Genomic DNA, 24,646 nt, shown 5'->3' with positions numbered 1-24,646 from the left:
GAAAAGCTATAAGAAACAAGAAATAGAGACCGTATTGCCCTAGCTCTTATTCTTCATCCCAAGCTTCCACTGCTAGCAATTCGCTTACTGGGTCTTGCATACTAAACCCATAGTCTAGCAATTCTTGCTTCAAATGCTGCCATTCATTGCCGAAGAGCAAAGCGATTTTCCAGATACTATCTGTGGGCTTGATAATATTAGAATCTGCGAGTGAACGCACATTACGCTGCAACTTCACCATTGGGTGAATAACTTGCTGCTTACTCATAACCTCGATTAAATTCAGATTTGGTTGGGTAAATGCTTAATCAAAACTGCTTTCCGTATTGGAATTCTTGCCGATGCGTGGAGATTTTTACTTTGGCAAAGCAAGTCTCAACTTTCTAACTATATCATAACTTAACTCAAGTGAGTAACTATTTAATTGGCTTTTGTACGGTAATCCCCACCAGCAGAAGTTACATTTTCTTACCAAAAAGTCGTTACTTTCGGCAGATTTCAAACAGTACCTACTTTAGTATCTTCTACAAACAACATGTTTTGGGCACGTTCAGAGGATATATGCAAAATGTTATTTTTTTCTTTCACCATGAACTATGCAAGTTTTAAAAAACTTATGTTACAAAAGGTTTTTTGAAGGTTTTCACGGAACGGTGAACTGTGCAGTGAACTGGAGTTATGCCGAATTATTTAGTTATATACGATATAGTAAACATCTAGCATTATTATATAGAGATCAGAAAAATTTATCTAAAAATTTAATATTTTCGGCAGAGGCAAAAATTCGGGAAAATACACTCCAAAAGAAGGAAGACAGAACAATCATACGTAAATAAGACATTTTTATGGTATAAAAAAATATGAGTTGTTTTTCTAGAATTAAAACCGAAATAAAAGTGGCTAGTTCAAACTACCCACTTTTATCAACGATTCAATTAGAGATTGAAACGGCTAGATTTTTTAACAAGGACTGATTCTTTATAGTATCATTTAGCCTACTACTTGTTCAGTTCCGTATAGTTATCCGGGCATTGTGGTTCTGATGAGTTTTCGTTAGTTGTGCTATTTGGCTCCTGTGCGGTTCCTATACCAATATTATTAGACTCACACAAGATGGCTAAAGTCGCTCCTTGTTGTTTTGAGAAAATTACAACACCTGCGTAGGATTTGAGGCCGTCTTTCCGAGAAATACCATTATTGACGACAACCTGATTATTGCTATTTACTTTTCTTTCATACTTATAGTTCTTCTGAGTATCTTTAATACCAATCCCTAATTCACTTATATCCGCGAACTGACCATTTTCTAAGTAATAAGCTTGCTGCGCTCGGTTAATTGAACCGACATAGGTTTTAGCCTCTGATTGTTTTGCTTTGTTGGCTTGGCTAAGGAACGAGGGCAAAGCAATAGCAGATAGAATACTTATAATAATAATTACTACTAGGAGTTCAATGAGTGTGAAGCCCTCATCCTCCTTTTTTTTCTTAATAACGTAATGCAGTAATTTAGCTTTTATCTTGAAGATCATACGTGTTATTTCGTATATTCAGAGCTATAAATAGAACTTAATTACTTATTCTCAGTTTCAAATCACTCCTCCGGGATACTTTGGAAAGAGGGTAAGGTAATTGAAGCGCAGCCTGGTCTTAATATTCCTAGATTGGGATTTTCTATCACGCCCTGTCTGGTATGCTAAAATAAGTCGTAGTCGTTATGAGTTTTTATAATATTATGACTAATACAACAATAGAAAACGTAGTAATTATCGGTTCAGGTCCTGCAGGGTATACAGCTGCTATTTACGCAGGACGAGCTAACCTCAAACCAGTTGTCTTTGAGGGTTTCCAAGCCGGGGGGTTACCTGGTGGTCAGTTGATGACAACGACTGAAGTGGAAAACTTTCCTGGGTTTCCCGAAGGAATTACTGGACCCGAACTGATGGATAAAATGAAAGCTCAGGCGCAGCGCTGGGGGGCTGAATTATATACAGAAGATGTTGTTGAAGTTGATTTGAGTCAGCGTCCTTTTACAGTCCGCTCAGACGAACGGGAATTAAAAACCCACAGCATTATCATCGCTACGGGTGCGACAGCAAAGCGCTTGGGTTTAGCCAGTGAACATCAATTCTGGAGCCGTGGAATTTCTGCTTGTGCTATCTGCGACGGTGCTACGCCGATTTTCCACGGAGTGGAATTAGCCGTAGTAGGTGGTGGCGACTCGGCGGCGGAAGAAGCGATTTACTTGACTAAGTACGGATCGAAAGTGAATTTGCTGGTGCGAACTGAGAAGATGCGGGCTTCCAAAGCCATGCAAGACCGGGTTTTGAGCAACCCCAAAATCACGGTTTATTGGAACACAGACGCAGTGGATGTGTTTGGGAACGACAAGCACATGGAAGGAATAAAAATCCACAACACCACTACTGGTGAAGAGAATCAACTGCACGTTAAAGGATTATTCTACGCCATTGGCCACAAACCCAATACATCTTTATTCAAGGGACAACTGGAACTCGATGACGTGGGTTACATTGTCACCAAGCCTAGTTCTCCTGAAACAAGCGTAGAGGGCGTTTTCGCTGCAGGCGATGTACAAGATCATGAGTACCGTCAAGCAATTACCGCTGCTGGTAGTGGCTGTACGGCGGCGATGTTGGCAGAACGCTGGTTGTCTGCGAGTGGCTTAATTCAGGAATTCCATCAAAAACCGGAAACTCCAAATAACGAACTAGAAGAGTTAGCCCAGAAGAAAACCCAGGAACAACAAGCCGCTGAATTCGATTTGAATTCAACCCGCCATCAGGGGGGTATTGCTTTGCGGAAGTTGTTCCATCAAAGCGATCGCCTGATTATCGTCAAATACGTTTCTCCTGGTTGTGGTCCTTGCCATACCCTCAAGCCCATCTTAAATAAAGTCGTGGATGAATTTGACGATAAAATTCACTTCGTTGAAATTGACATCGACAAAGACCGAGACATTGCTGAAAATGCTGGTGTCACAGGAACACCCACAGTTCAGTTCTTTAAGGATAAGGATCTGCTCAAGGAAGTCAAAGGCGTTAAGCAAAAGAGTGAGTACCGCCAATTGATTTCAAGCAATTTGTAGGTAGTGAGTAAAAAAGAAAGGAGATGAAGCAATTTCATCTCCTTTCTTTTCCTTATACCTTTTCCTCTACTAGCCCGAAAACGATTTCATGTTTGCTAGTGGGCTTTTGCTCACGCAGTAACCGAAGGTATTCTTCTGCATCAACGCGACTCCGGTGGCGGCTGATGACTACCCTTTCTGACGGGGACACTGAATTGATAACCGCCCAGGGTTTGAGGCGTTCTTGATAAGCCATAATGAGATTATCTTCTTCAAAAAATTACGAGGCAGAGCCAGCGCTGTCACTTTCGGTGGTTAGATGCTGGCTTCTGCTACTTTAAATGATATTGTTGCCATGTTAAATAATGTTACAAATCTTTATAAGGAATTTAATTTTTGATATTGGACATTCTAGCTTGAAAATAGGGAACGCTTAACAGGGAACACAACGACCACGCTCCCTTAAACAAGCCACTTCGACTTCTTTCGGCTGCGCTCAGCACAAGCTGCTCAGTGCTAGTCAGGGCGGCGCAGTGCATTGCAGGGAACATATTTTTATTCTTGGTTGTGGGATTTTCTCATGAATAGCTGATTCGTTTTTGGATCATTGCATGAAACCATTTGGTATGTAGAATGGTCATTTATAGCTCATAGCCGCGAACTCCTCCCTTGGTTTATGACCATTACGAAAAGTTTCCAACTAAGATTTTTACGGTTTCCCGAAAGCCCCACCCTTTCCCAGCAATTGATGCTGATTGGGTTAACTATTACTCTATTTTTCGTGTTCCTAGCTCTTTTTGCTCCTTTACTTCAGCTATTGGGTTTGGTGCAAAACCCCATAGATTCCTTAAGTAACCCCATTCAAGAACCACCCTCACTTCAACATTGGTTTGGTACTAGCCGCGAAGGTTATGACGTCTTTTCCCGCACTCTATTTGGTGCTCAAGCCGCCTTGCAAGTCGTTTTATTAGCTACGGCGCTTAGTATGTTTATTGGTGTGCCTCTGGGTATGTTGAGTGGCTACGTGGGGGGTAGATTGGATAAAGCATTACTATTCGTTATGGATAGTATCTACACTCTACCGGGGCTGCTGCTTTCCATAACGCTAGCGTTTATCGTGGGACGCGGAATCTTAAACGCCGCTCTTGCGATCAGCATTGCTTATGTACCACAGTATTATCGTGTTGTTCGCAACCACACTGTGAGTGTTAAAACTGAAGTGTTCATTGAAGCAGCACAAGCAATGGGTGCTAACACTTGGCAGGTTCTTTCTCGATACCTGTTTTTCAACGTGATTCAAAGCGTACCCGTACTTTTTACCCTTAACGCCGCTGACGCAATCTTGATTCTGGGAGGTTTGGGCTTTTTAGGGTTAGGGCTTCCAAGAGAAACGCCAGAATGGGGACGCGATTTACAACAAGCTTTGCAAGCCCTACCCGTTGGTGTTTGGTGGACTGCTCTTTTCCCCGGATTAGGGATGACAATAATGGTTGTGGGGCTGTCGCTACTTGGTGAAGGGTTAAATGAGTATATCAATCCGCGTTTACGAAAAGACATCCGGAAATAGTCGAGAGGGATTTGTTATTAAATAGTGGTTAGTCGTCAATACAACAACTAACAATAAAAAAATCATACTTGATATCGTTTGCTACCCTAATATCTGTTGTACTTATCATTGAGAGATTTGTGTGAAAGATCATTTTTCTTTAATTGCTGCCGCTGCTGGTGGCTTCATGCTTTCCGTTGCCCTAACTGGTGTTTTAAGAGGTGCGCCAGTCGCATCTTTAGAGGGTAACCCTAATTTTAATCCCCTGACCGTCGCTACTTTACAACCCGCACCAAAGACTAGTAAAAATGTAGAAATGTTTGGTAGCAAAACGGGTAAAAAATAAAGTAGCAGATTTGGCAGCGGTGGCAAAAAATTTTTTCGCCGATGTCGCAGATTGTTTGTTGAGCATTTGCTCATCCTGCCTTTTGCAAAAGTCAATTTCTTTAAATCACAGAACCACAGTTAACAATTCAAAATTCACGCATGGATTGCGTCCCGGTGCGCTAATAAAATTCAAGCATTGAAGACAGTTTAAAACGGGGATTTCAACCCGGACTGAAACTGCCTCCTCCATCTGTGGTTCTCAATCGTCCCAAACTAGATTTTTGCAAAAATCTACTCATCCGTTGCCAAATATTCTGCTTAATTTTGAATTTTGAGAGAAGTTGGAGCGCAGAGCAGCGCCTTGCGGTGAATCCAGCGCTGCAGGCGGGTTTCCCGCCGTAGGCGACTGGTGAACCCGGAGGGAGCCAGTCCTGCCAAGAGTTGTGCCTTGCGGAGCCAGTACTGCAGGAGGGTTTCCCGACAGAGGGATCTGGCGTCGGGTTCCCCGCGTTGTGGCAACTAGCCCCGAAGGGGGCGCTACGCAAACGGAGAGGGTTTCCCGACAGAGGGATCTGGTGAGACCAGCGCTGCAGGAGGGTCTCCCTCCGTAGGCGACTGGCGAACCCGAAGGGCGTTGGGGTTCCCCCAAAGTCTGTCGGGGGAAGCAACCCAAGCGACGAGCTTTGACCGTTGTGGCGACTGCGGGAGGTTTCCTCCGTAAGCGATAGCTCCACTCTTACGAGAAGCCGCTACGCGTCTACGCGGAGCGAGGCTCCAAATCTATGCCCTAAGTCCTTACGGACACGCTGCGCGTTCACGTTCGCGTAGCGTGTCCCCTTGGGACTCAGTGTGCGCTTTGTGCTTACGGGCACGCTGCTTTGTATCTCCTACGGAGACGGTGCGCGTTCGCTCTTAGCGTGCGCTTGCGCTTACGGTGATTTTGAATTGTTAATTGTGAAGGGTTTGAAAGTGGCAGATTCTCAAGTCATTGGCATTGACTTAGGTGGAACAGCAATCAAGCTGGGGCGTGTTGCTAGAGATGGGACTTGTTTACAATCGTTAACTGTCGCAACGCCGCAACCACCAACACCAGAGGCGGTTATGCTCGCAATGGTAGATGCGATTTCCATTCTGGAACGTTCCGCTAACGCTCAAGTTGACAACCAAAGTCATACAATTGCTATTGGTGTTGGGACTCCAGGACCAGCGGATGCAGCAGGACGTATTGCCAAAGTCGCCATAAACTTGCCAGGATGGTATGATGTTCCGTTAGCCGACTGGCTGGAAGCAAAGACAGGAAAACCTACCATTATCGCCAACGATGCTAACTGTGCAGGGTTGGGAGAAGCTTGGTTGGGAGTAGGTCGCCGCTTTCAAAATTTCATTCTACTCACTTTAGGAACTGGAGTGGGTGGTGCAATTATCTTGGATGGTAAACTCTTTATTGGTCATCTGGGCGCAGCAGGTGAGTTGGGATTAATCACCCTCAATCCAGATGGTCCAATGTGTAATAGTGGGAATCAAGGCTCTTTGGAGCAGCATTTGTCAGTCAGTGCCATTCGTCGTTGTACGGGGAAAGAACCAGCAGAACTGTGCGCTCTTGCGAAAGCAGGAGAGACAAAAGCATTGACTTTTTGGCAAGAATATGGTAGATGTTTAGGCATTGGATTGACCAGCTTGATTTATGTGCTGACGCCAGAAGCTGTTGTCATTGGTGGCGGAATGAGTGCAAGTGCTGAGTTTTTTATACCATCAGTCAAAGCAGAAATTGAACGGAGAGTGCAGCTGACTTCACGTCTGGGTTTACAAATATTACCAGCAAAGTTAGGCAACTTTGCTGGTATAGCAGGTGCTGCAAAGTTGGCTTTTTCAAAAGTAGGGCTGATTTAATTTCTCTGTTGACAATGTGTTGGGGCTAGGGAATGAGCCAGCCTTAATAGAACGAGTAACCGTGAGCGCTAAATTTGGGACAAAAAAAGTCAAGACTTTTTCCCAGTCGGAACCCGCTAGACGAATTAACAAAAACTAAGGCTCGCCTCAGCCCTAGTCGGCAAGCCTAGTACTGTTGTGAAGCACAAAACCAAAGCAACAATGGCAACAGCCATCTGTGAGAAAAGTTTTTTCATAAAATCCTTGCTTACTCCCTGTATTCAGCATAGATCATGAGATCTAGTATGAAAATTCTCCAAAATTAAAGTAATTTAATATACTAGTCTCATAATTTAGGCGGTCAAATGCAAAGAATTCAAAAACTTTACCCACCCATCGAACCTTACAAACAAGGCAAGTTAAAGCTTTCTGAGCTGCACACCATTCATTTTGAAGAGTCAGGCAACCCACATGGCAAACCAATGGTTTTGCTACACAGAACGTAAAGATATGCTGACAGCTTCTGGATGATTTCTAAGGACATTTCAGGCTGTTAATCTGTTTGACTGGTATAAAACCTCCTTAATGAGAATTCTCTTAAGGAGGTTTTATATTTATGAATTTTTATTGTTTTGTGTTAACCACTTAGCAGGGCTACTTTGTGGTGTTTGTGGCTGCTTTGAGACAACAGTTGCTTTTTCGGTTTTCTTATTACCATAGCTGAAGCTATCCACCAGATTTCCTTGTGCATCATACAGTAGCCCCACACTCCCTTTATTGTTCCAAACTGCTCGCTTGATGCCAAAACTGAAACCCCCGGTTTGTGGGTGTATCTCATTGGTATACACTCGCAAACTTTTTCCTGGTGTCAGTAGCGTTTCTTTGGGAAAATAAAAGTTTTGCCGACCATCGTCACTATTGAGTCGCCACGCTGATAGATCTACTTTTGCTAGTCCCTGATTGGTAATTTCAACATATTCATCTGATTCTGTTTGTTTTACGACCCCTTTATAGAAAATGTCTTTAATCACTACTCCCCGTGGACTAGTATTGACGCTAGCCTCAGCCCTAGTCGGCAAGCCTAGTACTGTTGTGAAGCACAAAACCAAAGCAACAATGGCAACAGCCATCTGTGAGAAAAGTTTTTTCATAAAATCCTTGCTTACTCCCTGTGTTCAGCATAGATCATGAGATCTAGTATGAAAATTCTCCAAAATTAAAGTAATTTAATATACTAGTCCCATAATTTAGGCGGTCAAATGCAAAGAATTCAAAAACTTTACCCACCCATCGAACCTTACAAACAAGGCAAGTTAAAGGTTTCTGACCTGCACACCATTCATTTTGAAGAGTCAGGCAACCCACATGGCAAACCAATTGTTTTGCTACATGGAGGACCTGGAGGTGGATGTCCGCCGTTTTATCGACAATATTTCAATCCAGAAAAATGGCGTCTTGTAATGTTTGACCAACGTGGTTGTGGTCAAAGTACCCCTCATGCAGAACTACGGGAGAACACCACTTGGGACTTGGTTAGTGATATTGAAAAGCTGCGATCGCATTTGGGTATAGAAAAGTGGGTTGTCTTCGGTGGAAGTTGGGGAAGCACTCTAGCATTAGCTTACAGTCAAACTCATCCCTCTCGATGCACAGGACTCATTTTACGCGGCATATTTATGTTAAGGCATAAAGAATTGCAATGGTTCTATCAAGAGGGAGCTAGTTATATTTTTCCTGATGCTTGGGAAGAATATCTCAAACCAATTGAGCCTACAGAACGTAAAGATCTGCTCACAGCTTACTACAAACGCTTAACCAGTTCAGATGCACAAACTCGGTTGGAAGCAGCCCGTGCTTGGTCAATTTGGGAAGCGAGTACAAGTCGATTGTTTCTAGACATTGAACTGATGCAAAAATTTGCCACAAATGAGTTTGCAGAAGCATTTGCACGAATTGAATGTCATTATTTTATTAATAAAGGATTTTTTGAATCAGAAAATCAATTACTTTCAAATGTTGAGCGCATCCGCCATATTCCTGCTGTGATTGTTCAGGGACGTTACGATGTTGTTTGTCCGATGATCTCGGCTTGGGAATTACATCGTGCTTGGGAAGAAGCTGAATTTGTTGTTGTCCCGGATGCTGGACATTCAATGAGTGAACCAGGAATTCTCAGCGCTTTGATTTCGGCAACAGATAAGTTTGCAAACTTTGAATGAGTTAGGAACACATTTAGTTCTTTCTGTGTCATCAATAGTATCATAATTACTATTGCACTTTTTATACTAAAAGTCTTGTTACCGGGTGCCCTGTGTGAATGCTAGAATCCACTGTTAGAAAGTAGGGATACCTCAATGTCAGTAGCAGCTAACGTAGTCAAATTTGGTACAGACGGTTGGCGGGGCGTCATTGCCGATGAGTTCACCTTTGAGCGTGTAGCCTTAGTTGCGCCACTTGCCGCAAAAGTTTTACTTGATACATACGGGAAAATAACAGGTAACCGTACAATTATTGTCGGACACGACCGACGGTTTATGGCAGAAGATTTTGCTCATAAAGTTGCGGATGTTGTCTGTGCTGCTGGATTTGATGTACTACTCACGGATACTTATGCCCCAACTCCAGCTTTTAGTTGGGCGGCGAAGGAACAAAATGCTTTGGGTGCACTCGTAATTACCGCGAGTCATAATCCAGGCAAATATTTGGGATTAAAAGTCAAAAGTGCTTTTGGTGGTTCTGCACCGCCAGAAGTTACCAAGCAGATAGAAGCACTTTTATCAGACGAACTACCACCCGCATCAACTCCAGGCAAAATAGAGAAGTTCAACCCCTGGGGCAGTTATTGTCAAGCACTCGAAGGTAAAGTCAAAATTGCAAAAATCCGCGATGCTATAGCTGCAGGCAAACTCACAGTATTTGCCGATGTGATGCATGGCGCGGCTGCTGGTGGATTGGCAATGCTACTTGGCAATGAGATCAAAGAAATTAACAGCAATCGTGATCCCCTGTTTGGTGGCGGCGCACCAGAACCACTACCCAAATACCTTTCGCATCTGTTTGAGGTGATGCAAAATCACCAAAAGACGAATCCAGGAGGTTTAGCGGTAGGGTTGGTGTTTGATGGAGACAGCGATCGGATTGCCGCTGTTGATGGAGACAGCAATTTCCTAAGTTCACAAATCTTAATCCCAATATTAATCGACCACTTAACCCTACGCCGCGATTTCAAAGGCGAAATAGTCAAAACTGTGAGTGGTTCTGACTTGATTCCCCGCCTAGCAGCACTCCACAACTTGTCAGTGTTTGAAACAGCCGTCGGTTATAAATACATTGCTGACAGAATGTTAGAAGCACAAGTTTTGTTGGGTGGCGAAGAATCGGGAGGAATTGGGTACGGAAGCCATATACCTGAACGCGATGCACTTTTATCAGCATTGTACGTGCTAGAAGCGATCGTGGAATCTGGGCTAGATTTAGGTGATTACTATCGCCATTTACAACAACAAACAGATTTTACCTCCGCATATGATCGCATCGATTTACCCCTTGCCAGCATGGAAGTGCGATCGCGTCTTTTGCAACAACTGCAAACCCAACCTTTAACACAAATAGCTGGACAACCAGTCATTGATTGCCAGACAATTGATGGCTACAAATTCCGCTTAGCCGACAACAGTTGGTTAATGATTCGTTTTAGCGGTACCGAACCCGTTTTACGCCTGTACTGCGAAGCCCCCACACTTCAACAAGTACATCAAACTCTAGCTTGGGCAAAAGACTGGGCAGAGTAATATCAGTTGTCATAAGTCAGTGATCACTGTTAACTGTTAACTGTTAACTGTTAACTGACTTATGACATTACTCGTAGTAGCGACAGGAAATCCAGGTAAGTTGAAAGAAATGCAAGCTTACCTAACTGATTCTGGTTGGGACTTAACTCTCAAGCCTGAAGAATTGGAAATCGAGGAAACAGGAGATACCTTTAGTGCTAATGCCTGCTTAAAAGCATCCCAAGTAGCACTTGCAACAGGAAACTGGGCGATCGCTGATGATTCTGGCTTACAAGTGGATGCCCTTGATGGTGCACCAGGAGTCTATTCTGCACGTTATGGCAAAACTGATGAAGAGCGAATTGCCAGAGTGTTGCGGGAATTAGGCGACACACCAAATCGGCAAGCTCAATTTGCTTGTGTTGTGGCGATCGCTCGTCCAGATGGTACAATCGCTTTACAATCAGAAGGGGTTTGTCGTGGTGAAATCCTCTACAGGCCTCGTGGAAATGGCGGTTTCGGCTATGATCCAATTTTTTACGTTCAACAAAAGCAATTGACATTTGCTGAGATGACGCCAGAGTTAAAGCGTTCAGTTAGCCATAGAGGCAAAGCTTTTGCATCTTTACTTCAAAAGTTGCCTCATTTAAATAACACTGACTGTTAGTTGTTAGTTGTTAGTTGTTGGTTGAATTTTATTTCACTATAAACGACTAACGACTAACCACTAACTTCTAACTATGAAACGAGTGAACGCTGAACAGTTATCCGTTATTTTTGAGCAATAAGTACTGATAACTGATAACTGATAACTGTTAAACAGCTTCTGTATTCTTTTCCCCGGTACGAATTCGCACAACTTGTTCAACTGGCGAGATGAAGATTTTGCCATCACCAATTTCACCTGTGCGAGCAGCTGCGATAATTTTATCAACAACCATATCAACTTGGTTGTCTTCAACAACTATTTCCACTTTTAGTTTTTGCAAAAATTCAACTGTGTACTCAGAACCGCGATAGCGTTCTGTTTGACCTTTTTGACGTCCAAAACCCCGTACCTCTGACACAGTCATACCAACGATACCAGCATTTACGAGGGCAATTTTTACCTCATCAAGCTTAAAGGGACGGATAATAGCTTCTACTTTTCTCATTTCTTTTCTCCCAACTTCTACGTTTATCTATCAAAGCAGATCCAGTGTCTAACATTTTTGCGTTTGCTGTTACAGATTGCAGATTTAACTTGTGAGATTTGTTAAGATTCAAAAGTCAAAAGTTACTGTTAACCGTAGATAGTCTTAACAAAAAACTGCAATCAGCATGCTGATTAGCTTAGCAACGTCACCTCAAATAAATATTGAATCACTTGCCACATGACTTAACAGTAGATGATTTACTTATCATTTGAAAAGTAAAACTAGTAATACCAAATCCGGATACTTTCTTTTTTCCATTAGTCTGCACGACTTTTGGACAAGTCTCGTTTAGTTCCACCTGTTTTAGGGGAAAAAGGAGACTATAAAAGCGGATTTGGTATAAGCATTATCTACCTTAATCATCTTTTCAGTTATTCTATGAGGTTTATACGTTCAATTTATCATTTTTTCGTAGCTTATTTAACTTTTAAACAAAGATGAAGTGTGATGTTTCACACTTTGAGTTTAAGAATGATTTGACTTAACGACTATGACTTTGAAGTAAAGGGCGTACAACCAAATACCCAGCACTAAAACCAAGAGCAATAATGAACAAGATACCTATTATTAACCACCAGCCCTTAATTCGTAAAGGCTCTGATTCCCTGTAAGAATCATAGCTAACTTGCTGTTCTTCTATAAACACTGGTTCTGGAATGGAACTTGGAATTTCTATTTTTTGGGAAAAAACAGGTGTCTGGAAATTTTCTGGATAAAAAGCACGCGGATGCGAAACTTGCTCTTTAGAACCTACTTCAGTAATAGGTGGTTTTGTTTGGGTTCTAGAATCAGAAGATGCTTGGTAAGCTTGAGAAAAATTAATCTTGGCTTGTGAATCAACCAGTTTTTGCAAGCGCGAAACAGACTCAACAGCTTTGGTAATTTCTTGCCGAAGTAATTGATTTTCTTTTACGACTTGTTGATTATGAGCATTGAGAGTGTCTAACTTTCCTTGGACAGTTTGCAACTCTGTTGCCAAGTCCCGATAGACAGAAAGCGGTACAGAGGGAGAATAGACTTGTGTATTTCCTGTTGGTGTATTGCTGTGAACTGAATTTGAGATTGTTCGCATTGGTAAATTTCAACCAAAATTTAATGTCAGTCAGTTAAGCGAATTTGCTACCAGAGACAATTAGTCTGGTGAAAGTATGCCCAAGAATAATAGAAAGATATTCTTGAAGCTAAAAATGATTAATTTACAATTTAAGAGGAGAAAGATACAAGTTTATCAAAAATCGAATATAAATTTGTAAAGTATGAACTTAAAAAGGAATGTTGGTAAAAAAGAAGTTTAAACGATTTTGCAACTTCTGTCATTCCTTACTTTGTAACTCCCTTACTTATTCAATAATGGAAAGAAGTGTCCCACAGGACCTTGTCCTTTGCCAATATCTAAAGCGTAAGAAAGGGCTGAGGTGACATACTCCTTTGCCTGTCGTACTGCTGTTATCAAGTCGCTTCCAAGTGCAAGATGGGCGGCGATCGCCGCAGACAGAGTACAACCAGTACCGTGAGAATTTTTTGTTTCTACGTGTTTTGTTGTCAAAGTTTCCATCTTATGTCCGTCGAACCAAATATCAACACCACGCAAATTCCCTTGCATACCTCCACCCTTGACTAAAACAGCCTTTGCCCGTACATTCCTGTGAATCATTTGAGCTGCTGCTCTCATATCATCTAGTGAATTAATTGGTAAACTGCTTAAAATCTGGGCTTCATAGCGATTTGGTGTCACAATAGCAGCCTTAGGAATGAGCAAATGACGCAGAGTGTTCACAGCATCATTATCTAGTAATTGTGCCCCTGTGCGAGAAACCATCACTGGATCGACGACTAAGTTTTGAATTTGTAAAGCCTCCACCTGTTCAGCTACAGCGGTAATAATTTCCTTGTTAATTAGCATTCCCGTTTTGACCGCTTGGACGCCTATATCTTCATACACGGCGCGAATTTGTGCCACAACAGCCTCTGGTGGTATAGGATCAACCCGCATCACCCCCAAAGTATTTTGTGCTGTCACGCAGGTGATAGCGCTTGTTCCGTGAACGCAGTGAAAGGCAAAAGTGCGTAAATCTGCTTGAATACCCGCACCGCCACCGCTGTCAGATCCGGCGATAGTTAAAGCAACGGGCACCGTGGATGTTGTTTGGGAGTTCATAGGTAAGGGGAGAAAGGGAGAGAGGGAGGGAGGGAGGGAAGGAAACTTCCCTCACTTCCCCATCTGGTGTTAATGGTGGTTGTTCTTGGTTTTTAAGTTTAGACTTTTAACTTTCAAGGCTTTGCAATTGACTTTGCAAATATTTACCCCATTCTGCGGCTAAAGGAATCTCTGTAAAAGGAACACGTACTGTTTTGTCTGGTTCGGAAAATAAAAATTCCAACTCAATAGTACGACCTTTTTCGGGTGGTTTTTCTACTTCTACTTGTTTTGAGTCTACCAAAAGGGTGATGCTTTGCACATCAAGCAAAGAAAATGATTCTAACTTGATTGGACCTTTTGGCGTTGGTTTGCCCCAAGTTATATTGTTATCTTTGTGACCCAAAACTGCGTAAATATCATACTTAGCTTGTTCAAATTGTTCCGCCCAAGTACGGTATGCTTCTATCTTTTGATACTCCTGTGAACCTTGCCAAGCCAACCAAAAAAATGCGAATAACAGGGGTAACCATAAAAGACCACGTTCCATCTTTGAAAAATTGTCCTCCAGTTTGTATAAAAATCCTAAGTTTAGTGCCAGATGCACCACCAAAGGGCTTGTATGAGTTATGGTAGTGAGCAAACTGGCAAAAAGCGGTAATGGTTTGAAATGAGAAAGTTAATATTATTTTGCTTATTTGTCATCGGGCTGAGCGTTGCCTTGTTTAATTTTATGAATTTTCAGGGACTTGCAGCCAAAGGGGAGTTTGAAACAATAGTCCTAAATTTTCGGGAAGATATTCCCAAAGAGGTATTGCAGCAAGACCTGCAAACTATTGCTCAACAGTACAACGTCACTCCCGAACTAGATAATCAATATTCCGCCAAGGACAATGTTTATATCGTCAAGGGGGATAAGCAGCGACTCAAAGAATTGAAAAAGTCGCCACTTGCCCAAGCAATGGATTTTATTGAACCAAATTATATCTACAAAATTCCAAAACCAGGTAAAGCAACTTGGCTGGGAGAATTATTAGATCCCTCACAAGAGGCTGACGAAGCAAAACCAGCATTCAAAGGTGCCAACGACCCCTATTACAGCAAGCAGTGGAATCTCCACAATATTCATGTTGAAGGCGCGTGGACTCAAACCAAAGGCAAAGACATTACGGTTGCAGTGATTGATAGCGGCGTCACTCGCGTTCGTGATCTCATAGAGACAGAATTTGTCCCCGGTTACGACTTTGTTCACGACAGAGTAGAAGCCAACGACGACAATGGACATGGCACTCACGTTGCTGGTACGATTGCCCAATCGACTAACAACAGCTATGGGGTAGCTGGAATTGCCTACGAAGCCAAGCTGATGCCTCTCAAAGTTCTGAATGAGTATGGCGGTGGTACTGTTGCTGATATCGCAGCAGCGATTAAGTTTGCTGCTGATAACGGTGCAGATGTCATTAATATGAGCTTAGGCGGTGGCGGTGAAAGTCACCTGATGAAAGATGCAATTGATTATGCACATAGAAAAGGAGTCATCATCATTGCTGCTGCTGGTAATGAAAATCAGAACTCCGCTTCTTACCCAGCACGTTATCCCCATGTTATTGGGGTTTCGGCATTTGGTCCAGATGGCGATCGCGCACCCTATTCTAACTTTGGTGCCGGAGTAGACATCTCCGCCCCCGGTGGTAGTGATGCAGGCAAGATTCTCCAAGAAACCATCGACCCGGATAACAAAGGCACTGGAGTGTTTATGGGCTTCCAGGGGACAAGCATGGCAGCCCCCCACGTTGCTGGTGTTGCTGCATTAGTAAAAGCCTCTGGCGTCAAAGAACCAGACCAAATCCTCGAAGTCCTCAAGCAGTCAGCACGAAGTGTTCAAGATGACAGTTTGAACTACTATGGCGCTGGACAACTCAACGCAGAAGCTGCAGTGCAATTAGCCACTCAAGGGCAAATTTCTTTCCAAGACTTCTTCCGTTGGCTACGGGATAGCGGCTATCTCAACCCCGGTTTTTGGATTGATGGCGGTGCTATAGCGCTGTTACCCAAGATTTTGATGGTCGTCGGTTCCTATCTCCTCGCTTGGTTTTTACGGGTTTACTTCCCGTTCCGCTGGGGTTGGAATTTGTCTTGGGGATTGATCACTGGTAGTTCTGGATTATTCTTTCTCAAGGGGATCTATATTTTTGACCTTCCCCAATGGCCTTTCCGTGTCTTAGGCAGTTCTATTCCTGAATTAGGCAATACCCTTCAAGGAACAGATGCTTTTAACCCACTGTTTGCCAGCGTACTAATTCCCTTAGGCTTAATGGCGCTTTTGCTAGGAAATCCTAAATGGAAGTGGTTTGCCATCGGTTCATCACTAGGTGTAGCAGCGTGTTTAGCGGTAAGTGCAGTTTTAGATCCTGCAGTTTGGGGATTGGGCAGTGGTATCTTAGCCCGTATGTTCCTCATCGTTAATGCCGTGTTATGTTTCGGTTTAGCTCGTTTAGCTGTCAAAAACGAAGAACAACCAGCTTAAACACCAGATAGGGGAGACGAGGAAGCAACAGAAGCAAGGGGAGAAATCACTCCCGCACTCTCTGACTCCCTGACTCCCTCACTTCCTCACCCATTAGGAGTAGTTTTACGAATATGAGCATCACAGTTACAGGTACCGTTGAACGTCGTCATATTGGTACTGGGGCTTGGGCGCTAGTTAGTGATAAGGGTGATACATATGAAATCCTTAGAGGAACAGACAAAAATTTACTCAAACAAGGACAGAAAGCAAAAGTCACGGGACTTGTGCGTGAAGATGTTATGACTGCTGCAATGATTGGTCCAGTGCTAGAAGTAAAATCTTTTGAGGTGATTAACTCTCCTTAGACGCTGGTGAATTGAGAACTTCTTGCAAGCGACTTCTAAATTCGCCTTTGGGATGACCACCTTTGACCTCGCCCAAAATCTGAAATTCTCCTTCTGGCGAATCACAAATAATGTAGGTGGGCCATCCCATCTGTGACTTATCAGGGTATTGAGTCAACAGAATCTGACGATACTTCCGATAAGTCGCTGTATCCTGCATTTTCACGTCAATAAATTCCAAACCCAATTCCTCTGTCACCTTTTTGTCATAGAAAGACATCTTGTGGCAGAGACCGCAGTCTTCGGAAGAAAACTTGATGACAGCTAAATTCATAGATTTACCTAACTGCTCCATAAAACTTATACATTGCTGAACAATGCGGTTTATTTCTCGCTTCAGCCAAGGTAGTCGGCTACTTCTTGTCTACGAGCGTCACTTCCGGTTGAGCCAACCGTACAAAATCCAATGGTGCGTTCAACAAGTTATAAGCCGCATTCAAATCCCTATCCATCGTTATTGTGTGAGCCAAGCACGATCTATCTTGACACTGATAAACTCGGTCAGAAAGTTTCAGATTATCGTGCTTGTTCCCGCAGATTGAGCATAGTTTTGACGATGGATACCACCTGTCAACTAACTCTACCTTGGTTCCGAAAAATTCAGACTTGTAGATTAGTTGACGACGGAATTCGTAAAATCCTAAATCAGAAATTGCTGACGAAAGTTTTCTATTAGCCAGCATTCCTGAAACGTTTAGGTCTTCTATCCGAATCCGGTAAAACTTACAGCTTATATCTGTTGTCGTCTTATGCAGAAAATCTTGGCGTTGATTGGCGATTCGAGCGTGTTTCTTGGCAATAGAGTTATAAAACTTCTTTGCTCTATTCGACTGTTTTATTCCTTGGCGACGGTTGCCAGATTGCTTATTTCGATTTCGCCACTGTGCCTTGGCTAGCTTGGTTTTCGCTCTTTTATAAGGCTTGGGGGCTTCAATTTGGAAACCATCACTGAGGGTGCAAAAACATTTCACGCCTAAATCAATTCCTACCGCTTCTTGTGGGTGATAAGTTGGCGGTATTCTATCAGCATCTACTGCAAAAGATACGTACCATTTATCAGCTTGGCGACTGATAGTAAAAGTTTGCGTGCAGTACGAACACGGGTTCGCTTCTTTGAGACGAAAAGTCCCTAAAGTCGGAATCTTTATCTTTTTGCCAAACAAGATTAAAACCTTGCCATTGCTGTCGTAAACAGTAAACGAATCTCCATTCTTCTTCGATTTCAAGACAGGTTTACCAGATAACCCTTTAGCCCATCTTTGGTAAGCCTGTCCTAAATCCATAAAAGCTCGTTGATAAACCTTGGACGATAGCTCGTTCATCCATTGATTTTCTGGTTGCTTTTTGGTGTAGTTGGTGAATACTTTCTTTATTTCGTTTATCTGTTTAGTGATACTTCCTTTTACTCCAGCAGAGTGCAAACCCTGTGTCAGTGCCAAGCCGTAGTTATAAACAAAACGTGCATAACCAGAATGTTTACGCATCAAAGTTTGCTCTTTATTATTTAGTTTTAGCTCTACTTTGATGGCGTACATTGCAGATTATATTTTTGTTTTATACGATTATTGTACGTATAATTGCACGGCATGTCAATGGCTAAACAAACGGAAAGGTTAGAGATTCGGATTACAGCAGACGAATTAAAAACACTAGAGCTATATTGTCAGCTAGTTGATTTGAATAAAAGTGATGTGTTGCGAGAATACATTCAGTCCTTGAAAAAGAAAATAAAGAAAATGAACAGCAATGTTTAGATATGTTCAGAGCTTTACAGTGATTCAACGTTTAGGACGATCTCCATAAGAAGCCTCCCACTATAACGGTACTCCGTTTGGCGGTGATCGACTTAAATAGTGATTTTTGGAATCCCTCACACTTGCCCCAAGGGTTAACGGTGGGAGGAAGTCAAAACTCTCGAACTATTAACACTAGCTTGTGAAATAACATAATATAGAAGAATACCAAATATTACCAGTCAGCGAGATCCTAGTTCGGTGCAAACCGCTAAATATCGCTTGTTTCGTGTAAAAAAATAAATCCCCAGCAGCGAGTAGCCAACTAGGGAAGTGAGTTATCAGGGTGCATCTACCAATTCTATGTTCTATGAATAACTAGGGTGTTCCGGACAAAACCGCTAAATATCACCGCTTTAGTATCAAAAAAAATAAATCCCCAGCAGCGAGTAGCCAACTAGGGAAGTGAGTTATCAGGGTGCATCTACCAATTCTATGTTCTATGAATAACTAGGGTGTTCCGGACAAAAACCGCCAAATATCACTGCTTTTGTATAAAAAAATAAATCCCCAGCAGCGAGTAGCCAACTAGGGAAGTGAGTTATCAGGGTGCATCTAGAGATTTTATGTTTCCTAAAAAACTAAATAAATAAAATGTATTTTGTGTTAAAAATAAATATAATCTCGGTTTCTGGCAGCCGATTAAAGAAGTGAGTTATGACGATGCATTGCTGATTTTTGTGTTTGAAAAATAACTAAGTATTTGAGAAAAAAAGCGCGAAAATGAAAGCTATAGTTGTATCAGCCAGAAAAATCCCCTAGCAGCCGAAAGTCTACTAGGGGTCAGTTATCAGGGTGCATCTACCAATACTATGTTCTAGAGATAACGACTTTCTCCGGATAAATTCTGCAAAATAGAGTCAAATTTTTGCCTTTATCTACTGTGAAAGAAAAGCAGAAGATGAAAAAAAAGATTTTTATCAGTAATTCTGTAGTGAAAGTTCAACATCCACTAAAAATAAAAAAAACCCCAAGTAGCCGAAAGTCCACTAGGGGTGTCAGTTATCAGGGTGCATCTACCAATACTATGTTCTAGAGATAACGACTTTCTCCGGATGATTTTGTATAGAAAAATAATTGGGATTTTTTGTGAGTGATCAATAAAACTTACAGGGTGTGAACAAATGAGTTAATGATCAGCACAAAATTAATTTGGGTGTAGAGGTGTCGGTAAATGATTTTTCCAAAAGACCCGAAACCCCCCTATTCCTAGCTTGAGAATAAAATCAGTAAAGACAGAAAAACTCCCAAAAGGTGTTAGCCTACATGGGAGTAAAGATCAAGGTGCATCTACCAGTAAGAAAGTTCTGGGCTAAATTGACAAGATCCGGATAAAGTTATGAAAGAAGATTGGTTCAGAATTTAAAATTGTAATATAAGAACTCAATCTATGGGATGTAGTTTTATGAACCAAGAATTTTTTCTGTTGCGATACTCCAGAGGTTGAAGCAATCAAAGCGATACTTTTAAACTAGTCGTAAGATAAGACAGCATGAATTATGACTCGTGGATCCGTGAATCCTTACAGCTTAAAACTGATGAGCAAAACGACACGAACCAGAAACAATCAGTGCCAGGATGCATCTAAGGTATAAGAAAAAGCAAAACATCGACTTGAAACTTTCAGGTTTCAAACCGGATTTAGGAGGCAAACAGGAGCAGTTGTGACCCAGGAATTTCACATTTCCGTAACCCCAGTAGGGCAAAATGACTACTTGGTGCGCACGGAACAAGTCGCGCCTGGGGTGCCATTAGCAGAAGAACTGGTGACTTGGCCTGTGGCTGATTGGTTAACGGCTGCGGGACATTTGATGAATGACCCGTTGAAGTCGGTGCTACAGGGAGATGCTCTAGCACGAAACTCCGTCAACTTGGTAGCGTTGGGTCAGCAACTTTATAATGCACTGTTTCAAGGCACTCTCAGAGATAGTTGGATTACGGCACAAGGAATAGCCCAAAACCACCAACAGGTGTTGCGTTTACGATTAGGGCTCAAAGATACTAAATTAGCACGTCTTCCTTGGGAAGTGATGCATGCAGGCGATCGCCCAATTGCGACTGGACCTTATATCGCTTTTTCTCGCTACCAAAATGGCATTGGTAGAACGTCTCGTTTGCCGTCAACAGGTATGCCAGCACCAGCAGAGGAAGGCGGGCTAAAGGTTTTGATGGCAATTGCTTCTCCCACAGATCTTGTGCGTCTAGATTTGCTCAAACAAGAAGCCATCAAACTCCAAGCGGAACTTCAGCCTGGGGAAAGCGGCAATTATCTGCCGCACATAGAACTGACCCTGTTAGAACAACCAGGGCGAGAAGAATTGACACAAGCCCTAGAACAAGGACGATACCACGTTCTGCACTACTCTGGTCACAGTAACATCGGTCCGAACGGCGGAGAAATTTATCTTGTCAGTAGCAGAACTGGTTTAAGGGAAACCCTCTGTGGTGACGACTTGGCAGGCTTGTTGGTCAACAATAATATCCAAATGGCAGTGTTTAACTCCTGCCTGGGAACATATGCAGCGACGTCCTCTGGTGCGGTAACAGACACAGGGGAACGTAATTTGACAGAAAGCTTGGTCAGGCGGGGCATCAGGAGTGTTTTGGCAATGTCAGAACGCATTCCTGATGAAGTAGCACTACTGCTAACACAATTGTTTTATCGCAACCTTTCTCACGGGTATCCTGTGGATTTGTGCGTGAGTCGGATGCGCCAAGGATTAATTGCTGCTTATGGTTCCCACCAACTGTACTGGGCACTACCAATTCTTTATATCCAGCCAGGATTTGACGGCTATCTTAGCCCAGAAATATCGTTACCTCAAGATGAGGAGTTATTTAACGAATACAATCCATCTTTAAAGACATCAGCAATAATTTACTCAGAGCAGGCAAACGACGCCAGTATGCCTTTACCTCTTGAGGATATGTTACCCTCATCTTTGGCAAGAGACTCATTCGATGATCTAGACTTGCTAGGGGAAGAAACTTGGGGCGACCTGATTGATGAAATTGAGTACGATGACCCAACTTATGAAGAGGATTCAGCGATTGTTTCAGATTTGTTCCGCCAGCTAGATAAACAAAACACATCCTCGCAATCTTCCATGAAAGCGGAACTTGTGCAATTTGGGGAAGATAGTCTTGATGATAAAGAAGTTTCAGGTGAAATAGCTTCGCTGGAAAATGATACTGGGATGTGGGAAGAAGTTCGTGAAGCCGCATCCTATGGTAGACAGCAGGGCGCAGATCCTCGCGAACTTCCCTCCAATAGTGAACTGAGTCGCCAACAAGAGCTGGACTTGCCAGAAGATTGGGAAAACTCAAGTGTCCAGCCATTAGCTCAGACAAGCACTATTCGGCGGACACAAACAGCAAAACCGAAACAAGCCAAAAGACATAGAGTCTCGCGGGGTACTATAGGAGTGAGTGCGATCGCCCTTGCAGGAACGGCACTTTGCGCCATAGCAGCCGTTGTCGGTTTAAATTGGTGGTCGCACAATCAACAAATACCGCTCATTTATCCTCAGTCTCAACAACAAAGCCCTAACACCCCACAAGCCAATTTTAAAACGACTGAAACTAAAGTTGTCAGTGCGATCGCCACCGACAAATTGAGTCAAGGCGACTTGCAAACAGGACTACAGGCTGTGGAAGAACTGCTTAATCGTAATGTACTTCCTAACGCTCAAGCTGCCCTTAACGCGATTCCCGAAAAGTTTGCAGACAACGCATCAGTCTATTTCCTTAAAGGGCGATTAGCATGGCAATTTATCCAGATACGAGACAATAGATATAGCGTCGATGATGCCCGTCGTTATTGGGAAAGTGCGCTCAAGGCTCAACCAGACTCAATTTTGTATAATAATGCTTTAGGCTTTGCCTACTACGCACAAGGTAAACTTGACCAGGCAAATGACTATTGGTTTAAAGCGTTGAGTTTCGCAGTCAGAGAGCAGCAGAGTAAATCCCCTGCTTCTGCGACAACATTTTTGTCCTCAAAGCCAGTCCCTCGGGATGCTTTAACAGCTTATGCTGGGTTAGCTATTGGTTTGTATAAAACTGCAAACAAGCAACCAGAAGGAAAACGCGAGCAATATCTCAATGAAGCCATCAAGCTGCGTCAAATGATCGTTAAAGATGATCCAGTCAATTTTGAGGTTAAAGAATTGGCGAAAAACTGGCTTTGGACCGAGAATAGTTTACAAGATTGGAAAATACTCCTCCAACTAAAAAGTCAGCGTTCCATACTTCAAAATTGACCCAGAAAGAATTCAGAATTTAGAAGTCAGAATGGGTTGCGCCTCACTACGCGCTCCAGAAGTATCGTAACAAAATTATACGATTCTATATATTTTATGAAAAAGAAAAATGTATTTCATCAAGTAGACCTGTAGAAATACGGCGTCATTAGCGCGTAGCAAGACGTCCTTTGAGTGCACCCCCTTAGGGGCTAGCTTGTTCTGGTTTCTAACAACTGAGTTCTTCTTAAAATATTTTTGACCAATATTCTCCATCATCTTTGAACGTGGCAAAATAAAAACATATGAAAGCGTAGACTAACGTATCAAGGCTACGCAAAAGCCATATTTGTCACATGAGCTATTGCTTAAATCCTAATTGCCCCAACCCTGTTAACATCAATCACGAAAAATTTTGCCACACGTGTGGTTCCAAGTTACTGCTTAAAGAGCGCTACGGTGCCATCAAACCAATAGGGCAGGGTGGTTTTGGCAGAACCTTCTTGGCTGTAGATGAGGATAAGCCATCTAAACCACGTTGCGTCATTAAGCAATTCTACCCCCAAGCTCAAGGTACTAGCACAGTTCAGAAAGCAGTAGAGTTGTTTACCCAAGAGGCAATGCGCTTGGATGAATTGGGTAAGCATCCTCAAATTCCAGAACTATTAGCTTATTTCACTCAAGATGATCGGCAGTATCTTGTACAAGAATTTATTGACGGACTGAACTTAGCCCAGGAATTGCAACAAAATGGTGCATTTAATGAAACTCAAATTCGGCAACTGCTGAATGATTTATTACCAGTGCTGCAATTTTGCCATGCGAGACAAGTCATTCACCGAGATATTAAGCCAGAAAATATTATTCGTCGTACAAACACCAAATCAAGCAATGGAAATCTGGTTATAGTAGATTTTGGTGCTGCGAAAGAAGCGACTTACACAGCTTTAAACCGAACAGGAACCAGTATTGGGAGTCCAGAATATGTTGCTCCTGAACAAATCAGAGGAAAGGCGATTTTTGCCAGTGATATATACAGCTTAGGTGTCACCTGTGTTCATCTGTTAACTCAACGCTCTCCTTTTGACTTGTACGATATCAACAACGATGCTTGGATTTGGCAACAATATCTCACAAGCCCAGTTAGCAATGAGTTGAGCCGTATTTTGGACAAAATGCTGCAAAGCATTCCCGTTCGACGTTACCAAACTGTAGATCAAGTCCTCAAAGACTTAAACCAAAAGCCGCAATTACCTGCAACACCCGTAACCCCTCTCAAACCTGTAACTCCATCAAAACCTATTTCCACACCTGTTTCTACAAATCCAGCGACTACCCAAATAGACACAGAATTAGAGGAAATGAAAACTTTATTTCTTCAAGGCGGAAAATCCAAAAGCAATAAAGGTCATAATGTTCAGCCTCAGCCACAAACCCCTCAGCCATCTTCTAATAAAAGCAAAAATATTCAGCCTCAGCCACAAACACCTCAGCCATCTTCTAATAAAAGCAAAAATATTCAACCTCAGCCACAAACACCTCAGCCATCTTCTAGTAAAAACGAAATAGATGAAGAATTGGAAGAATTAAAGGCTAAGTATAAAAAAGGTCAATTATAGCTCAGAAATTATCAATTTTTATATAGTATTGTCTATCTTTATCAACAGATGTAAACAGCCACATTCACGAATTAACTAAAAGTGGCGTGTGATGCAAGCAGGTAGCACAAAATCAAATCTCGTTTCCAGGTTCCACCTGGAAATGCCGTT

The 24,646-nt window shown here is 42.5% G+C and carries 22 protein-coding genes and 1 pseudogene; 13 read left to right on the top strand and 10 right to left on the bottom strand.

The window, feature by feature from the left end; translation table 11 throughout:
- Positions 1 to 46 precede the first annotated feature (46 nt).
- Positions 47 to 268, bottom strand: coding sequence for a DUF4327 family protein (locus DP114_RS14245; protein ID WP_169267854.1), 222 nt, complete (start codon positions 266 to 268; stop codon positions 47 to 49).
- Between the two features lie 730 nt (positions 269 to 998).
- Positions 999 to 1,529, bottom strand: a complete 531-nt coding sequence (locus DP114_RS14240; RefSeq protein WP_171976402.1) for a type IV pilin-like G/H family protein — start codon at positions 1,527 to 1,529, stop codon at positions 999 to 1,001.
- A 203-nt stretch (positions 1,530 to 1,732) separates the two neighbouring features.
- Between DP114_RS14240 and trxB the strand changes: the two genes are divergently transcribed.
- Entirely contained in the window at positions 1,733 to 3,106 is a 1,374-nt protein-coding gene (gene trxB / locus DP114_RS14235; protein WP_171976401.1) for a thioredoxin-disulfide reductase, read from the top strand.
- Between the two features lie 52 nt (positions 3,107 to 3,158).
- Here the strand turns inward: trxB and DP114_RS14230 are convergent, their stop codons facing one another.
- Positions 3,159 to 3,341 carry a hypothetical protein gene (locus tag DP114_RS14230; RefSeq protein WP_169267857.1) on the bottom strand — a complete coding sequence of 61 codons (183 nt, stop codon included), beginning with the start codon at positions 3,339 to 3,341 and terminating at the stop codon, positions 3,159 to 3,161.
- Between the two features lie 420 nt (positions 3,342 to 3,761).
- On the opposite strand from DP114_RS14230, the gene DP114_RS14225 reads away from it, so the two are divergent.
- From DP114_RS14225 to DP114_RS34965, 4 genes and pseudogenes are all read left to right on the top strand, one after another.
- Positions 3,762 to 4,652: an ABC transporter permease gene (locus DP114_RS14225; protein WP_169267858.1), complete on the top strand. Its 891-nt coding sequence runs from the start codon at positions 3,762 to 3,764 to the stop codon at positions 4,650 to 4,652.
- Between the two features lie 121 nt (positions 4,653 to 4,773).
- Positions 4,774 to 4,977, top strand: a complete 204-nt coding sequence (locus DP114_RS14220; protein WP_171976400.1) for a hypothetical protein — start codon at positions 4,774 to 4,776, stop codon at positions 4,975 to 4,977.
- Positions 4,978 to 5,927: 950 nt separating this feature from the next.
- A complete protein-coding gene (locus tag DP114_RS14215; RefSeq protein ID WP_169265175.1) occupies positions 5,928 to 6,848 on the top strand; it encodes an ROK family protein in 921 nt (306 codons plus the stop codon).
- Positions 6,849 to 7,201: 353 nt separating this feature from the next.
- Positions 7,202 to 7,324 (top strand): annotated as a pseudogene (locus DP114_RS34965) (prolyl aminopeptidase); the annotation flags it as partial.
- Between the two features lie 117 nt (positions 7,325 to 7,441).
- Here DP114_RS34965 and DP114_RS14210 read toward each other — a convergent pair.
- Positions 7,442 to 7,978: a lamin tail domain-containing protein gene (locus DP114_RS14210; protein WP_216669998.1), complete on the bottom strand. Its 537-nt coding sequence runs from the start codon at positions 7,976 to 7,978 to the stop codon at positions 7,442 to 7,444.
- Between the two features lie 117 nt (positions 7,979 to 8,095).
- Here DP114_RS14210 and pip point away from each other — a divergent pair, with 117 nt between their 5' ends.
- The 3 genes from pip (at position 8,096) to rdgB (ending at position 11,264) form a co-directional block, all read left to right on the top strand.
- Positions 8,096 to 9,046, top strand: coding sequence for a prolyl aminopeptidase (gene pip, locus DP114_RS14205; protein WP_171978194.1), 951 nt, complete (start codon positions 8,096 to 8,098; stop codon positions 9,044 to 9,046).
- 135 nt (positions 9,047 to 9,181) lie between these two features.
- Complete coding sequence (locus DP114_RS14200) at positions 9,182 to 10,618, top strand: phosphoglucomutase/phosphomannomutase family protein (protein WP_171976399.1); 1,437 nt, start codon at positions 9,182 to 9,184, stop codon at positions 10,616 to 10,618.
- Positions 10,619 to 10,679: 61 nt separating this feature from the next.
- Positions 10,680 to 11,264 carry an RdgB/HAM1 family non-canonical purine NTP pyrophosphatase gene (gene rdgB / locus DP114_RS14195; RefSeq protein WP_171976398.1) on the top strand — a complete coding sequence of 195 codons (585 nt, stop codon included), beginning with the start codon at positions 10,680 to 10,682 and terminating at the stop codon, positions 11,262 to 11,264.
- 148 nt (positions 11,265 to 11,412) lie between these two features.
- Here rdgB and DP114_RS14190 read toward each other — a convergent pair whose 3' ends face one another.
- The 4 genes from DP114_RS14190 to DP114_RS14175 form a co-directional block, all read right to left on the bottom strand.
- A complete protein-coding gene (locus DP114_RS14190; protein ID WP_015197276.1) occupies positions 11,413 to 11,751 on the bottom strand; it encodes a P-II family nitrogen regulator in 339 nt (112 codons plus the stop codon).
- Between the two features lie 523 nt (positions 11,752 to 12,274).
- The gene (locus tag DP114_RS14185) at positions 12,275 to 12,865 is read right to left on the bottom strand and encodes a hypothetical protein (protein WP_171976397.1); all 591 of its coding nucleotides are present in this window, start codon (positions 12,863 to 12,865) and stop codon (positions 12,275 to 12,277) included.
- Between the two features lie 264 nt (positions 12,866 to 13,129).
- Positions 13,130 to 13,951, bottom strand: a complete 822-nt coding sequence (gene thiD, locus DP114_RS14180; protein ID WP_171976396.1) for a bifunctional hydroxymethylpyrimidine kinase/phosphomethylpyrimidine kinase — start codon at positions 13,949 to 13,951, stop codon at positions 13,130 to 13,132.
- 106 nt (positions 13,952 to 14,057) lie between these two features.
- The gene (locus tag DP114_RS14175) at positions 14,058 to 14,480 is read right to left on the bottom strand and encodes a hypothetical protein (RefSeq protein WP_169265146.1); all 423 of its coding nucleotides are present in this window, start codon (positions 14,478 to 14,480) and stop codon (positions 14,058 to 14,060) included.
- Positions 14,481 to 14,600: 120 nt separating this feature from the next.
- On the opposite strand from DP114_RS14175, the gene DP114_RS14170 reads away from it, so the two are divergent.
- Complete coding sequence (locus tag DP114_RS14170; protein WP_171976395.1) at positions 14,601 to 16,457, top strand: DUF5942 domain-containing protein; 1,857 nt, start codon at positions 14,601 to 14,603, stop codon at positions 16,455 to 16,457.
- A gap of 113 nt (positions 16,458 to 16,570) precedes the next feature.
- Positions 16,571 to 16,804: a hypothetical protein gene (locus DP114_RS14165; RefSeq protein WP_171976394.1), complete on the top strand. Its 234-nt coding sequence runs from the start codon at positions 16,571 to 16,573 to the stop codon at positions 16,802 to 16,804.
- Here DP114_RS14165 and DP114_RS14160 read toward each other — a convergent pair.
- On the bottom strand, positions 16,791 to 17,117 hold the full coding sequence (locus DP114_RS14160; protein ID WP_169265177.1) for a thioredoxin family protein: 327 nt from the start codon (positions 17,115 to 17,117) through the stop codon (positions 16,791 to 16,793). The genes DP114_RS14165 and DP114_RS14160 overlap by 14 nt on opposite strands.
- A gap of 79 nt (positions 17,118 to 17,196) precedes the next feature.
- Entirely contained in the window at positions 17,197 to 18,378 is a 1,182-nt protein-coding gene (locus DP114_RS14155; protein WP_169264248.1) for an RNA-guided endonuclease InsQ/TnpB family protein, read from the bottom strand.
- Between the two features lie 57 nt (positions 18,379 to 18,435).
- Between DP114_RS14155 and DP114_RS14150 the strand changes: the two genes are divergently transcribed.
- The 3 genes from DP114_RS14150 to DP114_RS14140 all read left to right on the top strand — a co-directional run bounded on the left by DP114_RS14150 (position 18,436) and on the right by DP114_RS14140 (position 24,496).
- Entirely contained in the window at positions 18,436 to 18,597 is a 162-nt protein-coding gene (locus DP114_RS14150; RefSeq protein ID WP_169264249.1) for a CopG family transcriptional regulator, read from the top strand.
- A 1,703-nt stretch (positions 18,598 to 20,300) separates the two neighbouring features.
- Positions 20,301 to 22,898, top strand: a complete 2,598-nt coding sequence (gene hetF, locus DP114_RS14145; protein ID WP_169265149.1) for a cell division protein HetF — start codon at positions 20,301 to 20,303, stop codon at positions 22,896 to 22,898.
- 335 nt (positions 22,899 to 23,233) lie between these two features.
- Complete coding sequence (locus tag DP114_RS14140) at positions 23,234 to 24,496, top strand: serine/threonine-protein kinase (protein WP_171976393.1); 1,263 nt, start codon at positions 23,234 to 23,236, stop codon at positions 24,494 to 24,496.
- Positions 24,497 to 24,646 lie beyond the last annotated feature (150 nt).

The sequence above is a fragment of the Brasilonema sennae CENA114 genome (genome assembly GCF_006968745.1).
Taxonomy (GTDB): Bacteria; Cyanobacteriota; Cyanobacteriia; order Cyanobacteriales; family Nostocaceae; genus Brasilonema; species Brasilonema sennae.
Note: the sequence above shows the minus strand (reverse complement) of the source record. Positions and strands in the feature narration are given on the sequence as shown.

Coding starts and splice junctions, on each gene's coding strand:
- DP114_RS14170 (WP_171976395.1), top strand. CDS start 14,601: ATGAGAAAGTTAATATTATTTTGCTTATTTGTCATCGGGCTGAGCGTT.
- DP114_RS14210 (WP_216669998.1), bottom strand. CDS start 7,978: ATGAAAAAACTTTTCTCACAGATGGCTGTTGCCATTGTTGCTTTGGTT.
- DP114_RS14240 (WP_171976402.1), bottom strand. CDS start 1,529: ATGATCTTCAAGATAAAAGCTAAATTACTGCATTACGTTATTAAGAAA.
- DP114_RS14165 (WP_171976394.1), top strand. CDS start 16,571: ATGAGCATCACAGTTACAGGTACCGTTGAACGTCGTCATATTGGTACT.
- trxB (WP_171976401.1), top strand. CDS start 1,733: ATGACTAATACAACAATAGAAAACGTAGTAATTATCGGTTCAGGTCCT.
- DP114_RS14230 (WP_169267857.1), bottom strand. CDS start 3,341: ATGGCTTATCAAGAACGCCTCAAACCCTGGGCGGTTATCAATTCAGTG.
- DP114_RS14140 (WP_171976393.1), top strand. CDS start 23,234: ATGAGCTATTGCTTAAATCCTAATTGCCCCAACCCTGTTAACATCAAT.
- DP114_RS14200 (WP_171976399.1), top strand. CDS start 9,182: ATGTCAGTAGCAGCTAACGTAGTCAAATTTGGTACAGACGGTTGGCGG.
- DP114_RS14175 (WP_169265146.1), bottom strand. CDS start 14,480: ATGGAACGTGGTCTTTTATGGTTACCCCTGTTATTCGCATTTTTTTGG.
- DP114_RS14160 (WP_169265177.1), bottom strand. CDS start 17,117: ATGAATTTAGCTGTCATCAAGTTTTCTTCCGAAGACTGCGGTCTCTGC.
- rdgB (WP_171976398.1), top strand. CDS start 10,680: ATGACATTACTCGTAGTAGCGACAGGAAATCCAGGTAAGTTGAAAGAA.
- DP114_RS14155 (WP_169264248.1), bottom strand. CDS start 18,378: ATGTACGCCATCAAAGTAGAGCTAAAACTAAATAATAAAGAGCAAACT.
- DP114_RS14225 (WP_169267858.1), top strand. CDS start 3,762: ATGACCATTACGAAAAGTTTCCAACTAAGATTTTTACGGTTTCCCGAA.
- DP114_RS14185 (WP_171976397.1), bottom strand. CDS start 12,865: ATGCGAACAATCTCAAATTCAGTTCACAGCAATACACCAACAGGAAAT.
- DP114_RS14190 (WP_015197276.1), bottom strand. CDS start 11,751: ATGAGAAAAGTAGAAGCTATTATCCGTCCCTTTAAGCTTGATGAGGTA.
- DP114_RS14150 (WP_169264249.1), top strand. CDS start 18,436: ATGGCTAAACAAACGGAAAGGTTAGAGATTCGGATTACAGCAGACGAA.
- thiD (WP_171976396.1), bottom strand. CDS start 13,951: ATGAACTCCCAAACAACATCCACGGTGCCCGTTGCTTTAACTATCGCC.
- DP114_RS14245 (WP_169267854.1), bottom strand. CDS start 268: ATGAGTAAGCAGCAAGTTATTCACCCAATGGTGAAGTTGCAGCGTAAT.